This window comes from Streptomyces sp. AA1529, assembly GCF_000280905.1.
Classification (GTDB): domain Bacteria; phylum Actinomycetota; class Actinomycetes; order Streptomycetales; family Streptomycetaceae; genus Streptomyces.
On the sequence record NZ_ALAP01000099.1, the window covers coordinates 67928 to 88995 of the forward strand.

The following is a 21068-nucleotide window of genomic DNA, read 5'->3' on the forward strand; positions in this document are numbered from 1 at the left end:
GCAGCAGAGGTCGGGCGGCGGCGGGCGGCCTCCGGCGTGTTCCGGGCGGACGTACCCGGCCCCCGGTCTCACTCCCGGCCCGGGGCGCCGGCCGCGGTGCCCGCCGCCCGCCGCTCCCGCGCCCGGGCGAGCCGGTGGCGGAGCACGGCCAGCACCACATGGGCCGGCGGCAGGGTCAGCACCCCGGTCAGCAGCAGCGCGGCGGCGATCGGGGCGAGGATCCCGACGCAGTAGGCGGTGTAGGTGTTGTCCGTGCCCCACGCCAGGAAGAGGGCCGAAGCCCCCGGGCGCAGTGGCCGGGCGGCGGCGTGCAGCAGGAGGTACGCGCCGACGGTGAGCGCTCCCAGGGGCAGCGCGGCGGCCAGGGTGCGCAGCCAGGCGGTGGCCCCGCCCCACACCAGCGACCAGGACCGGCGCAGCGAGCCGAGCGGGCCCAGCTGCTCCGCGGCCGCGGCCGCCGGAGCCAGGGCCCAGCCGAGCCGGAGTACCAGCGTGATCGCCAGGCCCAGCAGGGGTGCGCCGTCGTGCAGCAGCGCGAACCGGGTGGGGTATTCCCACTTGGGGACGATCGCCGTGTACTCCCTGAACAGGGTGGTGGTGAAGTACTCGGACACCAGGATTCCGGTCACCAGCGGTGCCCACACGCCCGCTGCGCGCAGCAGATACGACCCCAGTACCGCGCCGAACCGTCCGCGCTCCCGCCCGCCGGCCGGGTGCGCGGAGACGTCCGTGGCGGGGGAGCCGGTGCGTCCGCGGGTGCCTTCCGGGCGGTGGCCGCCCTCCCGGTCGGCCACCGCCCGGGAGGCGGCGGTCTGCACGGCCGCGCAGCCCAGGTGCAGCAGCAGCACCAGGAACGGCAGTCCGGCCAGGGTGATCAGCCACAGGTCCTGGACCAGGAGTCCGGACGGAGCGTAGGAGTCCTCCATGCGGCGGGCCGCGATCGCTCCCCGGCGCATCTCGGTGAACGCGGGCCAGGCGACCAGGAAGCCGAGGGCCGTGACCAGCAGGCCGCCCGGCGCTGCCAGTCCGGCGGCCCGCGCCGCCAGGCCGAACAGCCGGCGTCCGTCGCCGTACAGGACGGCGGACGCCGTCCACGGCACGCCGCGTCGCGGCGCGTGTCCCGCACCGTCCCCTCCTGCCTGGCCACGGTGTCCCGCACCGTCCCCGCGCTCCCGGCCACGGCTCGCCGTCCGACCGTCGTCCGCCGTCCCGTTCCTCACGTCCACCGCCACTCCGTCTGCTCTGTCCGTATCCGCTGCCCGAGGACCGGGATCAGCGCCTGGTGTGTTCGATGCAGGTGAGCGGCGAACGGTTCATCGGCGGGAGCGGAAATCGGTGCGCACTCAGCGCGTTGCGGTCCAGACCTATTGACGAATGGTCTGGACCGCAGAACTCTTTGGGGAACCCCACACCAGGCGGAGGGAACACGCCATGCACCCAGCGCCCGCGCGAAGACGACGCCCCCGGTATCTGCTCGGTATCGGAGTGGTGCTCGCCTGTGTCGTCCAGCTCCTCACCGCCGCGGCCCCGCACGCGGCCGAACGCCCGCACTCCGCGGCGCCGGACGGCCGGGCCGCCGAGACCTGCCCGGTGCAGGGCAAGCCGTCCGGAAAGGTCCTCCAGGGCTACTGGGAGAACTGGGACGGCGCCGCCAACGGCGTCCATCCGCCCTTCGGCTGGACCCCCGTCACCGACTCCCGGATCCGCTCCCACGGCTACAACGTCCTCAACGCGGCCTTCCCTGTCATCCGTTCGGACGGCACCGTGCTGTGGGAGGACGGCATGGACTCCACCGTCAAGGTCGCCGGCCCGGCCGAGATGTGCCGGGCCAAGGAGCAGGGCCAGACGCTGCTGATGTCCATCGGCGGTGCCACGGCGGGCATCGACCTCAGCTCGCGCACCGTCGCCGACCGGTTCGTCGAGACCATCGTGCCGATCCTGAAGGAGTACAACTTCGACGGCATCGACATCGACATCGAAACCGGCCTCACCGGCAGCGGCGACATCAGCCGGCTCTCGACCTCGCAGGCCAACCTCGTCCACATCATCGACGGCGTCCTGGAGCGGATGCCGCCGCAGTTCGGCCTGACGATGGCGCCCGAGACGGCGTATGTCACCGGCGGCAGCGTCGTGTACGGCTCGATCTGGGGCGCCTACCTCCCGATCGTCAAGAAGTACGCCGACAACGGCCGGCTGTGGTGGCTGAACATGCAGTACTACAACGGCAGCATGTACGGCTGCAGCGGCGACTCCTACTCCGCGGGCACCGTCCAGGGCTTCACCGCGCAGACCGACTGCCTCGACAAGGGCCTGGTGATCCAGGGCACCACGATCCGCGTGCCCTACGACAAGCAGGTACCCGGCCTCCCCGCGCAGCCGGGCGCGGGCGGCGGCCACATGGCGCCCTCCCAGGTGGCCCAGGCGTGGAACCACTACGACGGCCGGCTCAAGGGCCTGATGACCTGGTCGCTGAACTGGGACGGCTCGAAGAACTGGACCTTCGGCGACAACGTCAAGGCGCTCCAGGGCCGTTGACGGACCGGGCGGGGCTCCGGCGGCCCGGGTGAACCGGGCCGCACCGCAGAGCAGGCCCCGATCCCTGCCGGCCGCCGTTGCCGGCCGGCAGGGATCCGGTCGCCCCTACCGGGTCTCCGGTTCCGCCTGCCAGTCCTCGACGAGGAGCCCGAGCACCACCTCGTCCAGGAACTCGCCCAGCACCCAGGCCGACGAGCGCAGCACGCCCTCCCGGACGAAGCCGTTGCGCTCGGCCGAGCGCAGCATCGCGGTGTTGTCCGACAGCGTCTCGACCTGCAGTCGCCGCAGGCTGCGCACGACGAAGCCGTAGTGGCACAGCGCCGCGACCACGTCGGTGCCGTAGCCCTTGCCGCGTGCGGACGGCAGCAGCCCCAGGCCGATGTGCGCGGAGCGGTGGTGGGTGTCGATGTCCCACAGCGTCGCGGTGCCGATGAGGGTGCCGCCCTCCAGCTCGACCACGGAGAACTGGACCCACCCCTGCGCGGTGTCGTCCACCACGAGCCGCGGGTCCTTGGTGCCGGGTGTGAGCGGCCGCCAGGGCCCGCCCTCCGCCCGCGCGGCGTTGACCACGTCGTCGTAGAGCTCGGCCCGCAGGACCGGGATGTCTTCCTCGTGCCGGGCCCTGAGCCCGACCGTTCGTCCTCTCAGCACGCGAGCTTCCTACCCGAGCGGACAGCGCGGGGGCAACCGAATAGTTCCGGGTGCGGGCGACGTACGGGGGCGCTCCGCGGCCCCGCAAGGACGTCCGGCCCGGCCGGTGGCGGGCACTGGCCGGGCTGAGCGAGGCCGGCAACCGGTCGGTCGGCCCGGTACGCTCCGGCCGGTTGCCGCGGTCCGCTCAGCTGCCGGTCACTTCACCGAGCCCGCCATGACCCCCTGGACGAAGTGCCGCTGGAAGGCGAAGAAGACCGCCACCGGCACGACGAGGGACAGGAAGGCGCCGGGCGCCAGCACGCCGATGTTGCTGCCGAACTGCCGCATCTCCGACTGCAGGGCCACCGTCAGCGGCTGCGACTGGCTGTCGGCGAAGATCAGCGACACCAGCATGTCGTTCCACACCCACAGGAACTGGAAGATCGCGAGGGACGCGATCGCCGGACGGCCCAGCGGAAGCACCAGCCGGACGAAGATCCGCCACTCGCTGCCGCCGTCCATCCGGGCGGCCTCCAGCATCTCGCGCGGGATCTCCGCGAAGTAGTTCCGCAGCAGGAAGACGGCGAACGGCAGCCCGTAGGCGACGTGGAAGAGGACCACGCCCGGGATCGTGCCGAAGAGCCCGACCGCGCCGAACATCTTGGCCACCGGCAGCAGGCCGACCTGGACGGGCACCACGAGCATGCCCACCACGACCAGGAAGATCGCGTCCCGGCCGGGGAAGTCCAGCCAGGCGAAGGCGTATCCGGCCAGCGCCGCGACCACCACGACGCTGATCGTGGCGGGCACCGAGATCAGGACGGTGTTCCAGAAGGAGTCGACGATGCCCGAGTTCTCCAGCAGCGCGCTGTAGCCCTCGAAGGACAGGCTGCCGGGGTCGGTGAGAGCGTTCCACCAGCCGCTGGCCGCGTTGTCCTCGTCCGGCCGCAGGGAGCCGATGAAGAGCCCGAAGGCCGGGGTGAGCCACAGCAGTCCGACGACCACGAGGAGGAACTGCACCAGGCCGCGGCTCAGTTGCCGCAGCAGCCAGGTGACCGGCCGCGCTCGCCCGGGCCTGGTGGGAGCCGGGGTGGGGAGGGCGGTCATGAATTGCTCCTGCGGAAGCGTCGGATGTTGAGGATCATGGCGGGTACCACCAGAAGCAGCAGCAGGACGCCGAGCGCACTCCCCAGGCCCTGGTTGTTGCCGCCGCCGAAGGAGACCAGCCACATCTGCAGCGCCAGGACGTTGGCGTCCTGCTGCACCGGACCGGGGGCGATGATGTAGACGAGGTCGAAGACCTTCATCACATTGATCACCTGGGTCACGAAGACCACCCCGAGCACGGGTGCCAGCAGTGGCACGGTGATCCTGCGGAAGATCTGCCATTCGTTCGCGCCGTCGATCTTGGCGGCCTCGATCACGTCCCGCGGCATGGCGGAGAGTCCCGCCCCGATCAGCACCAGCGCGAAGCCCGTCCAGATCCACAGGTAGGCGCCGATGATCGCCGGGGTGATGAGAGTGGGACCGAGCCACTCCACGCCCCCGTAGGGCTCGGCGAAGTTCTTCGCGGGCAGCCGGACGGCGTAGTCGCCGGCCGCGAGATCCCGGAAGCGGTAGGAGCCGTCGGCCGCGGTGGTCGTCTCGGCCACGGTCTTCCCGTCCGCGTCGACCGCCTCCAGCGCCAGTCGCGGCAGGCCCTTCTCCTTCGGGTCCACCTGTCCCGGCTTGCCACCGCCGCCGAGGGTGAAGTCCACCCAGACCACACCGCGCAGCTCCCCGCCGCCGGCGGTGGCCTTCGACGCGGCGCGCGCGGGCTCGGCGTCCTGGGGCAGGTCCTTGGGCGGGACGCCGACCAGGCCGAGGTTGACCGTGTTGCCCGGCGACGCCTTGTCCTTCGTCGTGTACGCGCCGCCCTTGTCCTTGGCCAGCACGGTGGCGTCCTTGGGGCGCGCGGTCGGGTAGCCGGCGCTCTCCTCGAAGGTGTCGTGCACACCGACGGCGACCGCGTTGAGCACACCCCGGTCGGGGTCCTGCTCGTAGACGACACGGAAGATGATGCCCGCCGCGAGGAAGGAGATCGCCATCGGCATGAACAGCACCAGCTTGAACGCGGTGGCCCAGCGGATCTTCTCCGTCAGCACGGCGAGGATCAGACCGAGCCCGGTCAGCAGCAGCGGTGCGACGACGACCCAGATGGTGGTGTTGCGTATCGCCTTGAGCGTGGCCGGGTCACGGAACATCTCCGTGTAGTTCTCCACGCCGACGAAGCGCGTGCCCGAGGCGTCGAAGAGGCTGCGCCCGGCCGTGAAGAGGATCGGGTATGCGACGAGGGCCCCGAGCAGCAGCAGCGCGGGGAGCAGGAAGAGCAGGGCGATCAGGCGCCGGCGGCGCGCGGCCCGGCGGCGCGGGCTGTCCTTCGGTTCGCCGGCGGCCGGCCCCGGCCCGCCCGGCTGCGGTGCCGGGCGGTCGGGGGCCTGCACAGGTGTGGCTGGCATCCGGGCCTCAGTCCTTGTACGCCTTGGCCGCGGCGGCCTCGAGCTTGCGGGCCGTGCCCTTGGGGTCGGACGGGTCGCGCAGGAAGTCCTGCAGCAGCTTCCACTCACCGGTGCCGGCGGTGCCGCCGAAGGCGGCCGGGGCCTGGTCGGACATGTCGAACCGGACCGCGTTCCCGGCCTTGATCAGCGAGTCGGCGGTCTTGCGGGTGACGTCGTCCTGGTACGCCTCCGGCTTCACGCTCTTGTTGGGGGAGAGGAAGCCGCCGGCCCCGGCCCAGATCTCGGCGGCCTCGGGCGTCGCGAGGAACTCGACGAGCTTCATCCCGGCCTTGCGGTGCTTGCCGGACTTGAGGACCGTGGCCGCGTCACCGCCGCCGACCACCGGCGGCTTCCCGTCCGCCACCGCGGGGAAGGGGAAGAACTTCGCGTCCTCGCCGACCTTCTTCTTCAGGTCGCCGGAGATGGTGGCGCCCACGAAGTCGCCCTCGTAGACCATCCCGGCCTTCGGGTCGTCGCCGAAGACCTGCTCCACGGACTCGGGGAAGGTGGTGCGCAGCGCGCCCTTGCCGCCGCCGGCGACCAGCTTCTTGTCCTCGAACAGCTCGGAGAGGGTGGTCAGGGCCTTGACCACGCTCGGGTCGGTCCAGGAGATCTTGTGCGCCGCGAGCTTGTCGTAGTTCTCGGGTCCGGCCTGGGAGAGGTAGATGTTCTCGAACCAGTCGGTGAGGGTCCAGCCGTCCTCACCGGCGACGGAGAAGGCGGGCAGCCCGGAGTCGGAGACCGTACGCCCGGCCTTGAGCATCGCGTCCCAGCTCTTGGGAGGCTGGACGCCGGCCTGCGAGAGGGCGTCGGGGCTGTACCAGACCGTCGACTTGTTGGAAGCCTTGAAGTAGAGGCCGTAGTACTTGTCGCCGATGGTGCCGTAGTCCTGCCACACCGGTGCGAAGTTGCTCTCGGCCGTGTCCCGGACCTTGGCGGACAGCGGCTGGAGCCAGCCCTTGCCGGCGAACTGCTTGAGCACGCCGGGCTGCGGCACCATCACCACGTCGGGTGCGTTCCCGCCCTCGATCTTGCTGCCGACGACGGTGGAGACGTTGTCGCCGGTGGAGATGAACTTGGTGGTGGCGCCGGTCTTCTCGGAGAAGGCGTCCAGCACCTTCTTGAAGTTCTTCTGCTCGGTGCCGGTCCACACCCCGGCGACCGTGACCGTCTGTCCCTTCAGCTCCTGCGAGCCCGAGCCGGAGCTGCCGTCGCTGCCGCCGCAGGCGGTCGCGGTGAGGGCGAGGCCGAGCGCCGCGGCGGTGGCCGCCGCTGTCCGTCGTCTGGTGCGGGTGCTGCTCATGGTGTGTTTCCCTTCGGGGAGTGTGCGGAGTGGTCGGGCAGATCGCTGATCCACCAGGCGGTGGTGGAGCCGGGCAGGATTCCCGGTGGGCAGTCCCCGCTGGCGAGCAGCGGAGTTCCGGTGACGGGCGCCGGTACCGGGTCGAGGCCGAAGTTGACCGCGCAGACCAGGCCGTCGCCGCGCACGAAGGCCAGGACCTGGGGTTCGGTCTCCAGCCAGCGCAGGCTTCCCTCGCCGAGCTGCGGCAGGCTGCGGCGCAGTTGCAGCCCGTCGCGGTAGAGGTGCCAGAAGGAGCGGGTGTCGGCGAGTGCCCGCTCGGTGGCGTGCTCGGCGAACCACGCGGGCTGCGGCAGCCATGGCCGGGCGGTGCTGTCGGTGGTGGTGAAGCCGAACGGCGAGGCGTGTCCGGACCAGGGCAGCGGCACCCGGCAGCCGTCCCGGATGTGCCGGCGGCTGCCGGTCCTGAGGTAGATCGGGTCGGTGAGCACCTCGTCGGGCAGGTCGACCACCTCGGGCAGGCCCAGTTCCTCGCCCTGGTAGATGTAGGCGGCGCCGGGCAGCGCCAGCATCAGCAGTGCGGCGGCCCGGGCGCGGGCGGGGCCGACGGTGGTGCTCTCGCCGGCGTACCGGGTGACCGTCCTGACCTGGTCGTGGTTGTTGAGCACCCAGGTGACGGTGGAGCCGGTGCCCGCGATGTCGGTGAGCGCCTCGGAGATGGCCTTCCGGAAGGCGTCCACGTCCCACTCGGCGCTGAGCAGGTCGAAGAAGAACGCCTGGTGCAGTTCGTCCGCGCGGACGTACTCGGCGTGCTCGCGGGCCGTCGGCACCGACACCTCGCCGACCAGCAGCCGGTCGGCCCCGTCGCGTGCGGCGTACTCGTCGCACACCGCCCGCCAGTCGCGCCACACCTGGTGCACCTCGGGCTGGTTCCAGGCCAGGGGGTTGACCGAGTCGCGGGCGCGCTCGTCCGCCTCGGGGTCGGGGGAGTCGGGGAGCGCGGGGTGTTTGAACAGACCCGCGGCGACATCGATGCGGAAGCCGTCGACCCCGCGGTCCAGCCAGAAACGCAGCACGTCGGTGAACTCGCTGCCGACCCGCGAGTCGCGCCAGTTGAGGTCGGGCTGGTCGGGGGTGAACAGGTGCAGGTACCACTGGCCGGGGCGGCCGTCCGGGTCGGTCACCCGGGACCAGGCGGGGCCGCCGAACATGGCGCGCCAGTTGTTGGGCGGCAGCGCGCCGTCCGGTCCGCGGCCGTCGGCGAAGTGGAAGCGGGCGCGGTCCGGTCCGCCGGGGCGGTCCGCGAGCGCGGCGCGGAACCAGGGATGCCGGCTGGAGCAGTGGTTGGGGACGATGTCGAGGACGATGCGCACGCCGAGCCGGTGGGCGTCGGCCACCAGGAGGTCGAACTCCCGCAGGTCGCCGAAGAGCGGGTCCACGTCGCGGTAGTCGGCGACGTCGTAGCCGTGGTCGTGGTGCGGCGAGGGATAGAAGGGGCTGAGCCAGACTCCGTCCACACCCAGCTTCTTGAGGTACGGGAGTCCGGCCCGGACCCCGGCCAGGTCTCCGACGCCGTCCCCGGTGCTGTCGAGGAAGCTGCGGACGTAGACCTGGTAGATCACCGCATCGCGCCACCAGCGCCGGGACGTGGTGGCCGTGGCTATGTGCATGCGTGGCGCCTGTTCTCGTTGATCGCACGTTATGCATGCATGTTATGTAGCCATGTCGAACAGGTGTCAATGAGTTGACGTGAAACTCCGCAGTAACGTGCGGCGATTGCCCAGGTATGCCCAACGATTCCTGGGTCTGGTGCTACTGAACGCGTAAGTAGCCGCAAGTGGAGAGAGGGAACCGCGGTGCGGGTGTTCAGCCGCGGCGGACGATCGCCTCGAGCTCCCGCTCCAGCCGGGCCACCGCCTGCTTCGGCGTCAGCCGCTGCGCCATCGCGTCGTGCACGACGGCCTGCACCGCCAGATTCACCTGCTCGTACCGCGGGCTCTTGGGCCGCGGCTGCGCCGCGAGCACGCTCTTGCGGAGCGTGGGCAGATAGGGATACCGGCGCACCAGCGCAGGATCGGTGTAGAGGTCCGCCCACACCGGCGGCAGCGCCCCCTCGGTCAGCACCCGCCGCTGGACCTTCTCGCTGGTCAGATAGCTCAACAGTGCCGCGGCCGACTCCTTGTGCCGGGAACGTGCGTTGACGGCGAGGTTGGAGCCGCCCAGCACCCCGGCCGCCGGCCCGTCCGGCCCGGGCAGCGGCACCACACCGAACTTCCCCGCGACCTTCGAGCCGGCGGCGCCGGCCGTCTTGTGCACATACGGCCAATTGCGCAGGAAGAGCAGCTTCCCCTCCTGGAAGGCGCGGCGGGACTCCTCCTCCTTGTAGGAGAGCGCCTCCTTCGGGATCCACCCCTCCCGCACGCCCCGGGCCAGGAAGCCGATACCGACCCGGGCGGCGGGGGAGTCGACCGTGACCCGCTCCCCCTCGTCCGCGAGGAAGGAGCCGCCCGCCGACCGCACGGCCTCGACCGCGTTGACCGTGAGCCCCTCGTAGGGGAGGAACTGCCCCGCGTAGCCGTCCAGTCCGTACTTCGGCGCGACCGTCCTCGCGAGCCGCTCCAGCTCCGCCCAGGTGCGCGGCGGCGCCTCGCCCTCCCGTTCCAGGATGTCCTTGCGGTAGTAGAGCAGGCCCGCGTTGGTTACATAGGGCAGCGCGTGCAGCCGCCCGCCGAAGGTGGCGGTGTCCACCACGGGCGGCAGGAACCGCTCGAGCGGGAAGCGGCCGGAGTCGAGCGGGGCGATCCACCCCGCGGCGGCGAACTCGGAAGTCCAGGCGACGTCGATGTTGAGCACGTCGTACCGGTCGCTGCCCGAGCGCAGGCTCGTCGCCAACTGCGCGCGGACCTCGTCCGCGCCCTCCGGCAACTCGACCAGCGTGACCTTCTCGGCCGGATGCTCGCGGTTCCAGTCGTCCAGGACCCCGCGCAGATAGCCGGTCAGATCTCCGCCCGTCACCAGCGTCAGCGGGCCGCGGCCCGCCGCGGAGCCCGCCCCGGCGGCGCCCACCGCCGGATCACCGGCCCGGCCGCCCGCCCCCGTGTACCCCGCGAGGACCAGCACCGCGGCCAGGAGCCCCCTACCCGCGGCTCGCCTCCACCGCATAGGTTCCTCCCTGGCGCACCGGCGCCGACCTGCCCTCGTCGGCGTCCGCCCCTGTATACCTGTTAGGCATGCGCGATACTAGACGTCGCGGACGGATACGGGGGCGATCCGGCTCACAACCAGGGAGCGGACGGCTGACGCGAAGATGACGGCGACCACGGAGGAGGGCGAGCGTGCGTCTGACCCTGCTGGCGCTGCTCGCCAGGGGCCCGGCCCACGGATACGAACTCAAGCAGGCTCTTGAGAAGCTCCTGGGCGCCGCGTACCCTCAGCCCAACATCGGGCAGGTCTACGTCACCCTCGGCAGACTTGAGAAGGCCGGACTCATCGAAGGCGAGGACATCGCACAGTCGAGCCGGCCGAACAAGCGCACCTACCAGCTCACGGACGCGGGACGGGAAGCGGTGGCCGCGTGGCTCGACGAGCCGACCGAGGAACCCCGGGTACGGGACGAGTTCTTCATGAAGCTCGCCGCCGCCCCCGGCACGGGGATGGCCGACCAGGTCACCCTCATCAACAAGCAGCGCCGCCACTACCTCAACGCCATGCGTGATCTCTCCAGACTCGCCGCGGCCGAGGACCGGGACAACCGGGTCGCACAGCTGCTCATCGAAGGGGCGATGCTGCACCTTCAGGCGGATCTCGACTGGCTCGAGCGCTGCCAGGAGGAGCTGGAACAGCTGGAGGAGCAGGAATGAGCCGCGAGGTTCGGGGGGCGCGGGCCGCCGACGGCGAAGGCATACCGGCCGAGGCCGCCACCCCGGTCGTGCTGGCCGAGGACCTGGTCAAGATGCACCGAACCGAGGCCGGCGCCCCCGTCAAAGCCGTACGGGGCGTGGACCTGCGGATCGAACGCGGCGAGTTCGTCGCGATCACCGGCCCGTCCGGGGCCGGCAAGTCCACCCTGCTCCACCTGCTGGGCGGACTGCACAGGCCCGACAGCGGACGCATCTGGCTGGAGGGCGAGCGGGTCGACACCTACAGCGAGGCGCGCTGGGCCGTGCTGCGCAGACGCCGCATCGGCATCGTCTTCCAGTTCTTCAACCTCATCTCCCACCTGACCGTGGCCGACAACGTCGAACTGCCCGCGCTGCTCGCCGGGAGCACCCCGCGCCAGGCCCGGGCCAAGCGCGCCGAACTGCTCGACGACCTCGGCCTGGAAGGCAGGGAGAACAGCACACCCGGCGAGCTGTCCGGCGGGGAGCAGCAGCGTGTCGCACTCGCCCGCGCGCTGGTCAACCGCTCCGGCCTGCTGCTGGCCGACGAACCCGCCGGCAGCCTGGACAGCAAAGGCACCCGGGAGGTGCTGCGGCTGCTGTCCCGCTACCACCAGCGCGGCCAGACCATCGTGCTGGTCACCCACGACGCCCGGGTGGCCAGCGCCGCGGACCGGGTGATCAGCCTCTTCGACGGCCGGATCGTCGACGACGCGGCGCTGGGCGGCGGATCCTCGTCCGGACGGCCTGCGGGTGGCGTGTCCGGCACGCTCAAGTTGAAGGGCTGACCCGGTGCGGGCCATGGCGCGCTGGGTGCGCGCCGATCTGCGGGCGCGCCGTGGCGAGGCGCTGTTCCTGCTCCTCGCCACGGCCGGGGTCACCATGTCGCTGCTGCTGTCGGGCGCGTTCCTCGCGTACGGGGCCAGCCCCTGGCAGCGGGTGTTCACCGAGTCCAACGGCGCGCACATCTGGATCCAGACCACGACCGAGGCCGACGCGGGCGCACTGGCCGGGCTCGAGGGAGTGGAGTCCGCCTCCCGCGCGTTCCGCACCGCGTCCGCCACCGCGGAGCTCGGCGGCACCAGGGCGAGGATCCAGCTCCGCGGTGCCGGCCCCGAACCGCCGAAAGTGGCCCGCCCACTGATCACCGAAGGCCGCTGGCTCCAGGAGAGCGACGCGGCCGGCACCGGTCGGCGGACCCCGGCCGGTACCGCCGCACCGGACGCCGGGGCCACGTCCCCGCAGGCGGCGCACCGCAGCCCGCACGCGATACGCGCGGCTCCCGCCGAGCGCGCCCCCACGCACCCGGCCGAGGGCATCGTGCTGGAGAGTTCGCTGGCCCGCGCCCTGTGGGCGGAACCCGGTGACGTGCTGCGCGTCCACGACTCCCGCGGCACCGCGCACGCCCTGCGCGTCACCGGCGTCGCGGAATCCGCCGAGGAGAGGTACAGCCCCGGCCGCGCCCCCGGCATCGGCTGGGTGCTGCCGAACACCCTGCCGCACATCGAGCACGAGGACGACCAGCTCGGGCAGACCATCGGGCTGCGGCTCGACGACCCGGAGGACACCGACTTCGTCGTCCAGCGCGCGGTCACCCAACTCGGCGACGACCGGATCGTCACCGTCTCCACCTGGCAGCAGGCGCGCGAGGAAGCCGAGGGCGGCGGTCGGCTCCTGGGCCTGCTCCTCGGCCTCTTCGGCCTCAGCGCGCTGCTCGCGGCCTCGCTCGCCGTCGCCGGAGCCATCAGCACCAGCATCCGGGGCCACCTGCGGGACATCGCGATCCTCAAGGCCATCGGCTTCACCCCCGGCCAGCTCATCCGCACCTTCTTCCTCGAACACGCAGCCCTCGGCCTGCTCGGCGTGGCCTGCGGCGCCCTGCTCACCGAATTCCTCGGGCCGCGGATGCCCGGACGGCTCGGCGAAGCCATGCGGCTGTGGCAGGCGCTTCCCGCACACGCCTGGGTTCCGCTCGCGATCCCGCTCGGCGCGCTGCTCCTGATCACCGGTACGACCGCACTCGCCGCCTGGCGGGTCGGCCGGGTCCCGCCGGTACCGGTCGCCCGGCCCGCCACCCCCGCCGTCCGCCGGATGCCCGGCACCGTACGGCGCGCTCTCGGGCTGCGGCTGCCGCCCGCGCTCGTCCTCGGGTGGCGGGGCGCCTTCCACTCCCGTGCGCGGTCCTGCGCCGCGGTCGCGCGGCTGGCCGTCCCCCTGCTGCTGATCACCATCGTGCTGGGCGCCTGGACCACCCTGGACCGGCTGGAGCACAACCCGGAGAAAGTGGGCATCCCCGCCGCGCTCACCGTGCGCGGCGACGAACTCGACGACGCCGCCGTGGCGCGGATGGTCGCCAGGCACCCGGAGGTGACCGCGGCCTACCCGGGGGCCGAGGCCAAGGCACTGGTACCCGGCCAGACCAGCACGATCACGCTGCGGGGCCTCGGCATGGACCGGGACCCCTATCCGCTCACCATCGCCGACGGGCGTGCCCCGCACAGGTCCCACGAGGCGGTCGCCGGACAGGGCCTGCTCGACCTGCTGGACGTGCGGGTCGGCGACTGGGTGCGGGTGACGGTCGGCGGCCGTCCGCAGGTGCTGCACCTCGTCGGCCGCAGCATCGAACCGGAGGAGGACGGCCGGGTCATCTCGACCACCCTCGACACGCTGCGCGCGGGCGGTGCCGCTCCGCACCCCGGCTTCTACCACCTCGTCCTGGACCAGGACGCCGACCCCGCCGCCGTCGCCGCCGGACTCTCCTCGGCGGCCGAGGGCCCGGTGGACGTGCGCGAGATCCCCAACCCGGTGCACGAACTGCTGCCCGTGCACGGAGTGCTGGGCGGACTGGTGACCGTGCTGGCACTGATCGGCCTGGCCGAACTGTCGACGACGATCGCCGCGGGAGTACGCGACCGGCGCCGGGACCTGCTCGCCCTCCGGGCCATCGGACTGACGCCACGGCAGATCATCGCCGTGATCGTGGCCGGGACCAGCTTCACCGCCCTGGCCGCGGCCCTGGTCGGCACAGCGGCGGGTGTCCTGGTGTCGGGATGGCTGATCGACCTGCAAGGCCGCTCCAGCGGCATCGGCGCCGGGATCGCCCAGCACCCCCCGCCCGCGGTCCTGCTCCTCCTGGTGACGGCAGTGGTGACGGGCGCGGTCGCCGTCTCCCTGCTCCCGGCCTCGCGCGCGGTACGGCAGCGCCTCGCGGACACCCTCGGCGACTCCCTCTGACACCCGGGGCCTTGCCCCTGCCCGTCGGCGGGCCGGCCGGGTGTCCCCGCGTCGGCTGGTCCGGGATTCGCGGACGAGGACAGAACCGCAAGTCCGTTTCGATCGTGGTGGCGGCGGGGCAGCGTGGCGACTGGCCGCAGTTCGAAACGGTGTCCGGGAAGCCCCGCGCGCCCCGCATGGGGGCAGGCCGGATCCTCGGCACGGCGCCTACCCGGCCGTCTTGGGGCTGACCAGTCCGGTTTCGTAGGCCGTGACCACGGCCTGGACGCGGTCACGGAGCCGGAGCTTGGCGAGGATGCGGCCGACGTGGGTCTTCACGGTCGTCTCGGACAGGAAGAGACGCTCGGCGAGTTCGGCGTTGCTCAGCCCCTGGGCCAGCAGGCGCAGGACTTCCAGTTCGCGCTGGGTGAGCACTTCCAGGTCGCGGTGCGGGGAACTGTCGGGGGCGGGCGCGGCGCCGGTGTGGGCGTACCGCTCGACGAGGCGGCGGGTGATGGCCGGTGCGAGCAGGGCGTCGCCGGTGCGGACCAAGCGGACGGCGGCGACCAGGTGCTCGGGGGTGACGTCCTTGAGCAGGAAGCCGCTGGCCCCGGCGGCGAGCGCGGCGTAGACCAGGTCGTCGAGGTCGAAGGTGGTCAGCATGATCACGCGGGGCTCTTCGGGGGCGCCGGTGAGGATGCGGCGGGTGGCCTCCAGGCCGTCCAGCCCGGGCATGCGGATGTCCATCAGGACGACGTCGGGCCCGGTGCGGGCCACTGCCTCGACCGCTTCCTCGCCATCGGCCGCCTCGGCCACCACGTCGATGCCGTCGGCCAGGAGGATCAACCGGAAGCCGGTGCGTACGAGCGCCTGGTCGTCGGCGACCACCACACGCAGCGGCGCACTCACACGGTCTCCGCAGGAGGCAGCGGGATGTGGGCCCTGACGCGGTAGCCGCCGGTCAGCCGGCGCCCGGTGTGCAGGGCGCCGTCGTAGACGGACAGGCGCTCGCGCAGGCCGAGCAGGCCGCGGCCGTTGCCGGTGGCCGCAGTGGCGGAGGGGGCGCCGCCGGTGTCGGCGATCTCGACCTTCAGATGGTCGTCGGCGTAGTCGACGACCACCTTCGCCTGCGCTCCGTGGGCGTGCTTGACGATGTTGGTCAGGGCTTCCTGGACGACGCGGTAGACGGTCAGTCCGATACCGGAGGGTACGTCGCGCGCGGTGCCGGACGTGGTGAGGGTGACGGGGACCCCGGTGTGGCGCATGCGGTCGACGAGGGAATCCAACTGGTCCAGCCCCGGCTGTGGGGTCAGGTCGGGGGCGGTCGGCCGGTCGGGGTCCTGCGGGTCGTTCATGGTGAGCAGGCCCATGGTGTGGCGCAGTTCGGCCAGCGCCGAGCGGCCGGCCGCCTCGACGGCGAGGAGGGCCTCGCGGGCCTCGTCGGGAGCGAGGTCCATGACCTTGCGGGCGGCGCCCGCCTGGATGGTCATCATGCTCACGTTGTGCGTGACGACGTCGTGCAGCTCCCGGGAGATGCGGGCTCGCTCCTGCTCGGTGGCGCGGCGCAGCTCCTCGGCGCGTTCGCGTTCCAGGGCCGACACCCGGTCCTGGCTTGCGGCGGTACGCAGCTTCCAGGTGCGCATACCGTTCGCCGCGAAGATCAGCGGGATGAGGATGAGCAGCGGGACGTACTGGGTGGGGACGATGGGCGGCGAGGTCATCGCCCCCATGATGCGGGTGTGCTCGTCGGTGCCGATGGTGATCACGGTCACCGGCAGGCTGAGCAGGGCGGCGGCCCGGTAGGGGCTGTAGACGGCGGCCGTGTAGGCGGCGATGACGATCGCGTAGAAGGTGATCCGCTGCGCGCCGGCCGGCGTCAGCACTGCCGCGGCCGTCACGATCCACAGCACTGCCAGGGGGTATCGGCGGCGGAGGAGCAAGGGCGCCCAGGCGAGAACCGTCAGTGCCACCACGGCGCTCTCGATGCCGGCCTCCGAGCCGAGCACGAGCGTGGCGATGCCGTCAGGGGAGTTGCGCAGCTGTTCCGCGCCGTTGTGCACGGCCCAGTGGAGTACGGCGCCGCCGACGCCCAGGGCGAGCAGCGCGTCGAAGACCAGGTTGCGCCGGGCAGGGCAGGGCGGCGGACCGGTCGGTCGCCGCAGCAGGGCGATGCCGTCGCTCAGCCTGGCTGCCACGGGCGCTGTGTCCATCGGGCCATTCTCGCCGGGCAGCCCTGCGCCTCGCATCGTCCCCGCAGATCACTCCCGTACGCCCCACGACTACTCCCCGAGGAGGACCCCCGCCGGGATGTCGTCCTCGCGTTCCGCCGACATGGGTCCGGCTGCCGACGCGGCGTGGCTCTCCCCGCTCCTAGCGTCGGTCGGGCCCAGCCGGGCGGAACATACGGACTCGAGGAGAAACCCCATGCCCACCACGCCAGTGGTCGAACTGCGTGACGTGAGCCGCCGCCACGACACAGCTTCCGAGGGACTGCCCGCCCTGCAGGACACCTCCCTGACCGTGCGGGCCGGTGAGGCCGTCGCGATTCTCGGGCCGTCGGGCAGCGGCAAGTCCACCCTGCTCAATCTGATCGCGGGCCTGGACCGGCCGGACGCGGGGACGGTCACGGTGGACGGCGTACGGGTCGACGGGCTCGGTGAAGCGGCGGCGGCCCGCTTCCGGCGGGCCAAGATCGGGATGGTGTTCCAGTTCTTCCATCTGCTCGACGATCTGACCGTCGCCGACAATGTGATGCTGCCCGCCCAACTGGCCGGTACGGCACGCGGCCCGGCACACCGGCGGGCGGCCGAGCTCCTGGAGAGCCTGGGGATCGACCGGCATGCCCGCGCCTGTCCCGGCCGGCTCTCCGGGGGTGAGCGGCAACGCGTCGCGGTGGCGAGGGCGTTGATGAACCGGCCGCCGCTGCTGCTGGCCGACGAGCCGACCGGGGCCCTGGACTCGGCATCCGGCGAGGACGTCAGCGAGCTGCTGCGCGCTCTGCATGCCGACGGCCAGACCGTTGTCCTGGTCACCCACGATGTGGCCCTGGCCCAGGCGTGCACGACCCGCACGATCCATCTTGCCGACGGCAGGGTCGCTGCCGACTCCTGTGCGGAGGCGGTCCGTTGAGCGCCGCACGCCGAGGGCCGCTGCGTGGTCGCGCGGGCGCCCTGAGCCGTGTCGTCCGCTCCGGGGTGGGCCGGCGCCGCGTGCAGACTGCGGTGATCGCGCTCGCCGTGCTGATCGCCGTGGCCTCCTCCGTACTCGCCGGATCGCTGCTCGCCGCCTCCAGCGGGCCGTTCGACGCTGCCTTCGCGCGGCAGGACGGTGCGCATCTGTCCGTGCAGTACGCGCCGGGCACCGGCGACGCCGAACTGCGGGCCACCGGCGACGCCGCCGGGGTGAGCGCCGCGGCGGGTCCCTTCCGTACGACTGTGCTCACCCCGCGCTTCTCCGACGGCTTCCCCGCGCCGCCGATGACCGTGGTCGGACGAGCCGAGCCGGGCGGAGACGTCGACCGCCTCGTCCTGACCGCGGGCCGATGGGCCACCGGCCCGGGCGAGATCGTGCTGCCGGCCGGCGGCTGGAGCTCCCCGGTCATCGGCCGGCAGGTCACCTTCCCCGATCTGCCGGGCAGTCCGGCCCTCGAGGTGGTCGGCGCGGCCCGCTCCGCGACCGGCACCGCCGAAGCCTGGGTCACCCCGGCCCAGCTCACCGCCCTCACCCCGCACGGGCAGCCGACCGGCCGCCAGATGCTCTACCGCTTCGCCGCGGCGAACACCGCCGACCAGGTCGCGGCCGGCCGCAAGGCGGTGACCGCACAGCTGCCCGCGAAGGCGGTCGCCGGGTCCCAGTCCTGGCTCACCGTGAAGAAGCACGTCGAACGGGACACCGCGCTCTACGTCCCCTTCCTGATGGCGTTCGGGGTGCTCGGTCTGGTCATGTCCGTGCTGATCGTGGGCAATGTGGTCGCGACCACGGTCGGCTCCGGCATCCGCAGGATCGGCATCCTCAAGGCGATCGGTTTCACTCCCGCCCAGGTCGTACGCGCCTACCTGGGCCAGGCCCTGCTGCCGACGCTCATGGGCACGGCGCTCGGCGTCGTGACGGGCCATCTGCTCGCCGTCCCGATCCTGTCCGACGCCGAAGACGTCTACGGCACCAGCGGGTTGGGGGTGGAGCCGTGGGTGGACGCGGCCGTGATCGCCGGGGTGCTCGGTCTGGTGACCGCGACCGCCTGCGCCGGCGCCTGGCGGGCCGGCCGACTGCGCACCGTCGACGCCCTCGCCACGGGCCGCGACCGGCAAGCAGTCCGCGGCCGGCGGGCGGCACGCCTGGCGGCACGGCTGCCCGTGCCCCGTCCGGTCGCGCTCGGCCTGACGCGGCCCTTCGCCCGGCCCGCCCGCACCCTGGCCATGGGCACGGCCATCGTGTTCGGCGCCGTCGCCGTCACCTTCACGGTGGGCCTGGGCTCCTCTCTCGGAGAGGTGATGACGGCCCGGGACCATGACGCCGCGGATGTCACCATCGGAGTCCTCCACCCCGCTGTCCCCGGTACGGAGAAGCGGCCCGCCGACCCGAGCAAGGTGATCGAGGAACAGCCCGGCACCCGGGCACACTTCGGCACGGCCACCACGTCGGTGACAGTGGCCGGTGTGTCCGGCTCGACCCGTGTCACCGCGTTCACCGGTGATGCCTCGTGGGCCGGGTACGCGATGGTCGCCGGACGCTGGCTCCACAAGCCCGGGGAGGCCGTCGTACCGACCGGATTCCTCACCGCGACCGGACGGCGGGTGGGCGACGTCATCACCCTCGACGGCCGCCGGGCGCCCGTCACCGTGCGGATCGTGGGCGAGATCCTCGACCCCCGCCATGACGGCATGCAGGTGCTCACGGACGCCGCGACGCTCAGGTCCGCCGAACCGGGCCTCGCGCCCACGGCCCACCACATCGCGGTCACCTCCGGCACGGACGCGGGCAGTTACACGGACGCTCTGAACGAGGATCTGCGCCCGCTGGGCCTGACCGCCGACGTGGGCGGCTCCGAGGGCGGAAGCGAGATGGTCGTCACCCTCAACTCCCTGTCCGCGCTGCTGACCCTGCTGCTCGTCGCGGTCGCCGCGCTCGGCGTACTGAGCGGTGTGCTCCTCGACACCCGCGAGCGGGTCCGCGAGCTGGGCATCCACAAGGCGCTCGGCATGACTCCGCGCCAGACCACCAGCATGGTCCTCACCTCGGTCGTCGTGACCGGCCTGGCCGGCGGCGTCCTCGGGGTGCCCCTGGGGATGGCCCTGCACGGCTGGGTGCTGCCCGCGATGGCCGACAGCGCGGGCCTGCGGCTGCCGGACACGGTGCTCGCCGTGTATCAGGCGCCGGAGCTGGTGCTCCTGTGTCTGGGCGGACTGGTCGTCGCCGTCCTCGGGGCGCTGCTGCCGGCCCGGTGGGCGGCCCGGATGCGGACGGCTGCCGCCTTGCGCACGGAGTAGGCCCACCGCGGACGACCGCCCGGCACGGTCATGAGCGAGTCCTCCGCCGTCGAGCACGGAGACGCATCCCCCGGAACTCCCCAATGCCCCGGTCTCCCGGAGACTGGGGCATTCGGACCGGGCGCGCACCGGGTGGCTGCCCGCCGGTGGCCGGCCCCTGGGCGCCCCGGCCCCGTCCGACACGGTGGTGGTGTGTGCCGCCGGTCATCGGGACTCCTGTACGGGCGTTCGGTCCCTCGGTACGAGGCTGAAGACCGCGGGGTTCCTCGGAGGCCGTCGTGCGGGGATTCCCCGGCGAACGGGCACGGAACGTCCGCCGGCCCGGCCTCGACCGCCGGGGCCTGCGGCGGGGGACCTCAGCGGGCCAGCCGCCGGTGGATCGCGCGGGACGCGGCCTCGACGGTGTCGACGCCCTCGGCCATCGTCCTGTTGTCCTGGGACAGCACGGCGATTCCGTAGTCGTGGCCGCCCTCGGTGAACGCCCCGAGACTGTTGACCCGCCAGCCATGGGTGGCACGCGGCAGCCACCCGTTCTTCACCTGCACCGTGGCGTCCTTCGGCGCACCGGCGGGGGTGCCCCAACGCTGGCCGGGAACGACCTCGCCCATGAGGCCGAGCGCGTACGCACGGGATCCGGCATCCAGCACCCGGTTGCCCGAGGTGAGCAACTCGAGCAGCTTGACCTCGTCCCGGGCCGTGACCTGGGTGAGCCCCCAGCTGCCCCGGGGGCCCGGCTCGGTGTCCCGCATACCGGCCAGGTCCAGGAAGTGCTGCACGCCACCGCGCCCGACCTGGCCCCACAGCGCGCTCGTGGCGTCGTTGTCCGAAGTGGTGATCATGGCAGTGGCACGCTTCTTCTCCTGCGGAGTGAGCGCGCGGTGGTCCTCCTCGGCACGCCGCAGCAGCGCACCGAGCAAGGTGGCCTTCACGACGCTCGCCGAGTCATAGGCGGCGCTCGCACGCAATCCGCACGTGGTGCCGGACGAGCGGTCGTACAGCGCGACCGCCGTCGAGCTGTGGCGCGGGCGGAGAGCGGCGGCGACCGCCCCGGAGAGCTCGTGCGCCAGGGCACGGTCGTGCGATCTGCACACCACATGGGAGCTGCCCACCGGTGCACGGGCCGTCGCCTTCGCGGCGCTGTCGGCTGCGACGGATGCCCCCGCACTGTCCGCCGCGGCAGGCGCTCCGGCGGCCGTGCCGCAGAGCAGGACAGCCGTCATCAGCCCGAGGGCCCGACCCGCTCGGCGCCGCTCGCCGGTGCGGCCCGGCCCGGGCGCGGCGCGCCGCGCCCGGCCTCCCGCAGCGCCACCCCGGGCCGGGTCCTGGCGTGCAGGACGCAGCGCAGTCGATTTTCCGCTCTTCCTCATGCCGTTCTTCCCGTTTCGGTGCGTGGCCGGGTCGAGACCCGGCGTGCTCGGTGGGACGGGCCGGCTCCTCAGCCGGAGCGCCGGGCGGGTGTCCGCGCCGACGGCCCGCTGTCCGGGGC

At 72.6% G+C, this 21068-nt stretch carries 16 protein-coding genes; 6 read left to right on the forward strand and 10 right to left on the reverse strand.

Features of this window, described 5'->3' with window-relative positions; translation table 11 throughout:
* Positions 1–68: 68 nt before the first annotated feature.
* Positions 69–1100 carry a hypothetical protein gene (locus A949_RS0129485; protein ID WP_019359657.1) on the reverse strand — a complete coding sequence of 344 codons (1032 nt, stop codon included), beginning with the start codon at positions 1098–1100 and terminating at the stop codon, positions 69–71.
* Positions 1101–1431: 331 nt separating this feature from the next.
* Between A949_RS0129485 and A949_RS0129490 the strand changes: the two genes are divergently transcribed.
* The gene (locus A949_RS0129490) at positions 1432–2535 is read left to right on the forward strand and encodes a chitinase (RefSeq protein ID WP_078534794.1); all 1104 of its coding nucleotides are present in this window, start codon (positions 1432–1434) and stop codon (positions 2533–2535) included.
* 105 nt (positions 2536–2640) lie between these two features.
* Here the strand turns inward: A949_RS0129490 and A949_RS0129495 are convergent, their stop codons facing one another.
* The 6 genes from A949_RS0129495 to A949_RS0129520 all read right to left on the reverse strand — a co-directional run bounded on the left by A949_RS0129495 (position 2641) and on the right by A949_RS0129520 (position 10167).
* Entirely contained in the window at positions 2641–3186 is a 546-nt protein-coding gene (locus tag A949_RS0129495) for a GNAT family N-acetyltransferase (protein ID WP_019359659.1), read from the reverse strand.
* 198 nt (positions 3187–3384) lie between these two features.
* Entirely contained in the window at positions 3385–4275 is an 891-nt protein-coding gene (locus tag A949_RS0129500; RefSeq protein ID WP_019359660.1) for a carbohydrate ABC transporter permease, read from the reverse strand.
* Complete coding sequence (locus A949_RS0129505; RefSeq protein ID WP_051019682.1) at positions 4272–5666, reverse strand: ABC transporter permease; 1395 nt, start codon at positions 5664–5666, stop codon at positions 4272–4274. Before A949_RS0129505 ends, A949_RS0129500 begins: the two co-directional genes overlap by 4 nt.
* A gap of 7 nt (positions 5667–5673) precedes the next feature.
* Positions 5674–7008, reverse strand: a complete 1335-nt coding sequence (locus A949_RS0129510) for an ABC transporter substrate-binding protein (RefSeq protein WP_019359662.1) — start codon at positions 7006–7008, stop codon at positions 5674–5676.
* Positions 7005–8675, reverse strand: a complete 1671-nt coding sequence (locus tag A949_RS0129515) for a glycoside hydrolase family 13 protein (RefSeq protein ID WP_019359663.1) — start codon at positions 8673–8675, stop codon at positions 7005–7007. The genes A949_RS0129510 and A949_RS0129515 overlap by 4 nt, the downstream gene beginning before the upstream one ends.
* A gap of 196 nt (positions 8676–8871) precedes the next feature.
* Positions 8872–10167 (reverse strand): ABC transporter substrate-binding protein, encoded by a 1296-nt coding sequence (locus A949_RS0129520; protein ID WP_026005152.1) that lies wholly within the window; start codon positions 10165–10167, stop codon positions 8872–8874.
* 173 nt (positions 10168–10340) lie between these two features.
* On the opposite strand from A949_RS0129520, the gene A949_RS0129525 reads away from it, so the two are divergent.
* Genes A949_RS0129525 through A949_RS0129535 form a run of 3 tightly spaced genes read left to right on the forward strand, consistent with a single transcriptional unit; the run spans position 10341 to position 14117 of the window.
* Complete coding sequence (locus A949_RS0129525; protein WP_019359665.1) at positions 10341–10865, forward strand: PadR family transcriptional regulator; 525 nt, start codon at positions 10341–10343, stop codon at positions 10863–10865.
* Positions 10862–11671, forward strand: a complete 810-nt coding sequence (locus tag A949_RS0129530; RefSeq protein ID WP_019359666.1) for an ABC transporter ATP-binding protein — start codon at positions 10862–10864, stop codon at positions 11669–11671. Before A949_RS0129525 ends, A949_RS0129530 begins: the two co-directional genes overlap by 4 nt.
* A gap of 13 nt (positions 11672–11684) precedes the next feature.
* On the forward strand, positions 11685–14117 hold the full coding sequence (locus A949_RS0129535; protein WP_019359667.1) for an ABC transporter permease: 2433 nt from the start codon (positions 11685–11687) through the stop codon (positions 14115–14117).
* A gap of 207 nt (positions 14118–14324) precedes the next feature.
* Here the strand turns inward: A949_RS0129535 and A949_RS0129540 are convergent, their stop codons facing one another.
* Both A949_RS0129540 and A949_RS0129545 read right to left on the reverse strand, forming a co-directional pair.
* On the reverse strand, positions 14325–15005 hold the full coding sequence (locus A949_RS0129540) for a response regulator (protein WP_019359668.1): 681 nt from the start codon (positions 15003–15005) through the stop codon (positions 14325–14327).
* On the reverse strand, positions 15002–16306 hold the full coding sequence (locus A949_RS0129545; protein WP_051019684.1) for a sensor histidine kinase: 1305 nt from the start codon (positions 16304–16306) through the stop codon (positions 15002–15004). Before A949_RS0129545 ends, A949_RS0129540 begins: the two co-directional genes overlap by 4 nt.
* A 214-nt stretch (positions 16307–16520) precedes the next feature.
* On the opposite strand from A949_RS0129545, the gene A949_RS0129555 reads away from it, so the two are divergent.
* Positions 16521–17225 carry an ABC transporter ATP-binding protein gene (locus tag A949_RS0129555; protein WP_037708128.1) on the forward strand — a complete coding sequence of 235 codons (705 nt, stop codon included), beginning with the start codon at positions 16521–16523 and terminating at the stop codon, positions 17223–17225.
* Positions 17226–17305: 80 nt separating this feature from the next.
* Positions 17306–19582, forward strand: coding sequence for an ABC transporter permease (locus A949_RS0129560; RefSeq protein WP_037708156.1), 2277 nt, complete (start codon positions 17306–17308; stop codon positions 19580–19582).
* Between the two features lie 356 nt (positions 19583–19938).
* Here the strand turns inward: A949_RS0129560 and A949_RS0129565 are convergent, their stop codons facing one another.
* Positions 19939–20802: a serine hydrolase gene (locus tag A949_RS0129565; protein WP_019359673.1), complete on the reverse strand. Its 864-nt coding sequence runs from the start codon at positions 20800–20802 to the stop codon at positions 19939–19941.
* Positions 20803–21068 lie beyond the last annotated feature (266 nt).

Coding starts and splice junctions, on each gene's coding strand:
- A949_RS0129520 (WP_026005152.1), bottom strand. CDS start 10,167: ATGCGGTGGAGGCGAGCCGCGGGTAGGGGGCTCCTGGCCGCGGTGCTG.
- A949_RS0129490 (WP_078534794.1), top strand. CDS start 1,432: ATGCACCCAGCGCCCGCGCGAAGACGACGCCCCCGGTATCTGCTCGGT.
- A949_RS0129530 (WP_019359666.1), top strand. CDS start 10,862: ATGAGCCGCGAGGTTCGGGGGGCGCGGGCCGCCGACGGCGAAGGCATA.
- A949_RS0129515 (WP_019359663.1), bottom strand. CDS start 8,675: ATGCACATAGCCACGGCCACCACGTCCCGGCGCTGGTGGCGCGATGCG.
- A949_RS0129510 (WP_019359662.1), bottom strand. CDS start 7,008: ATGAGCAGCACCCGCACCAGACGACGGACAGCGGCGGCCACCGCCGCG.
- A949_RS0129535 (WP_019359667.1), top strand. CDS start 11,685: ATGGCGCGCTGGGTGCGCGCCGATCTGCGGGCGCGCCGTGGCGAGGCG.
- A949_RS0129545 (WP_051019684.1), bottom strand. CDS start 16,306: ATGGACACAGCGCCCGTGGCAGCCAGGCTGAGCGACGGCATCGCCCTG.
- A949_RS0129505 (WP_051019682.1), bottom strand. CDS start 5,666: ATGCCAGCCACACCTGTGCAGGCCCCCGACCGCCCGGCACCGCAGCCG.
- A949_RS0129500 (WP_019359660.1), bottom strand. CDS start 4,275: ATGACCGCCCTCCCCACCCCGGCTCCCACCAGGCCCGGGCGAGCGCGG.
- A949_RS0129565 (WP_019359673.1), bottom strand. CDS start 20,802: ATGACGGCTGTCCTGCTCTGCGGCACGGCCGCCGGAGCGCCTGCCGCG.
- A949_RS0129555 (WP_037708128.1), top strand. CDS start 16,521: ATGCCCACCACGCCAGTGGTCGAACTGCGTGACGTGAGCCGCCGCCAC.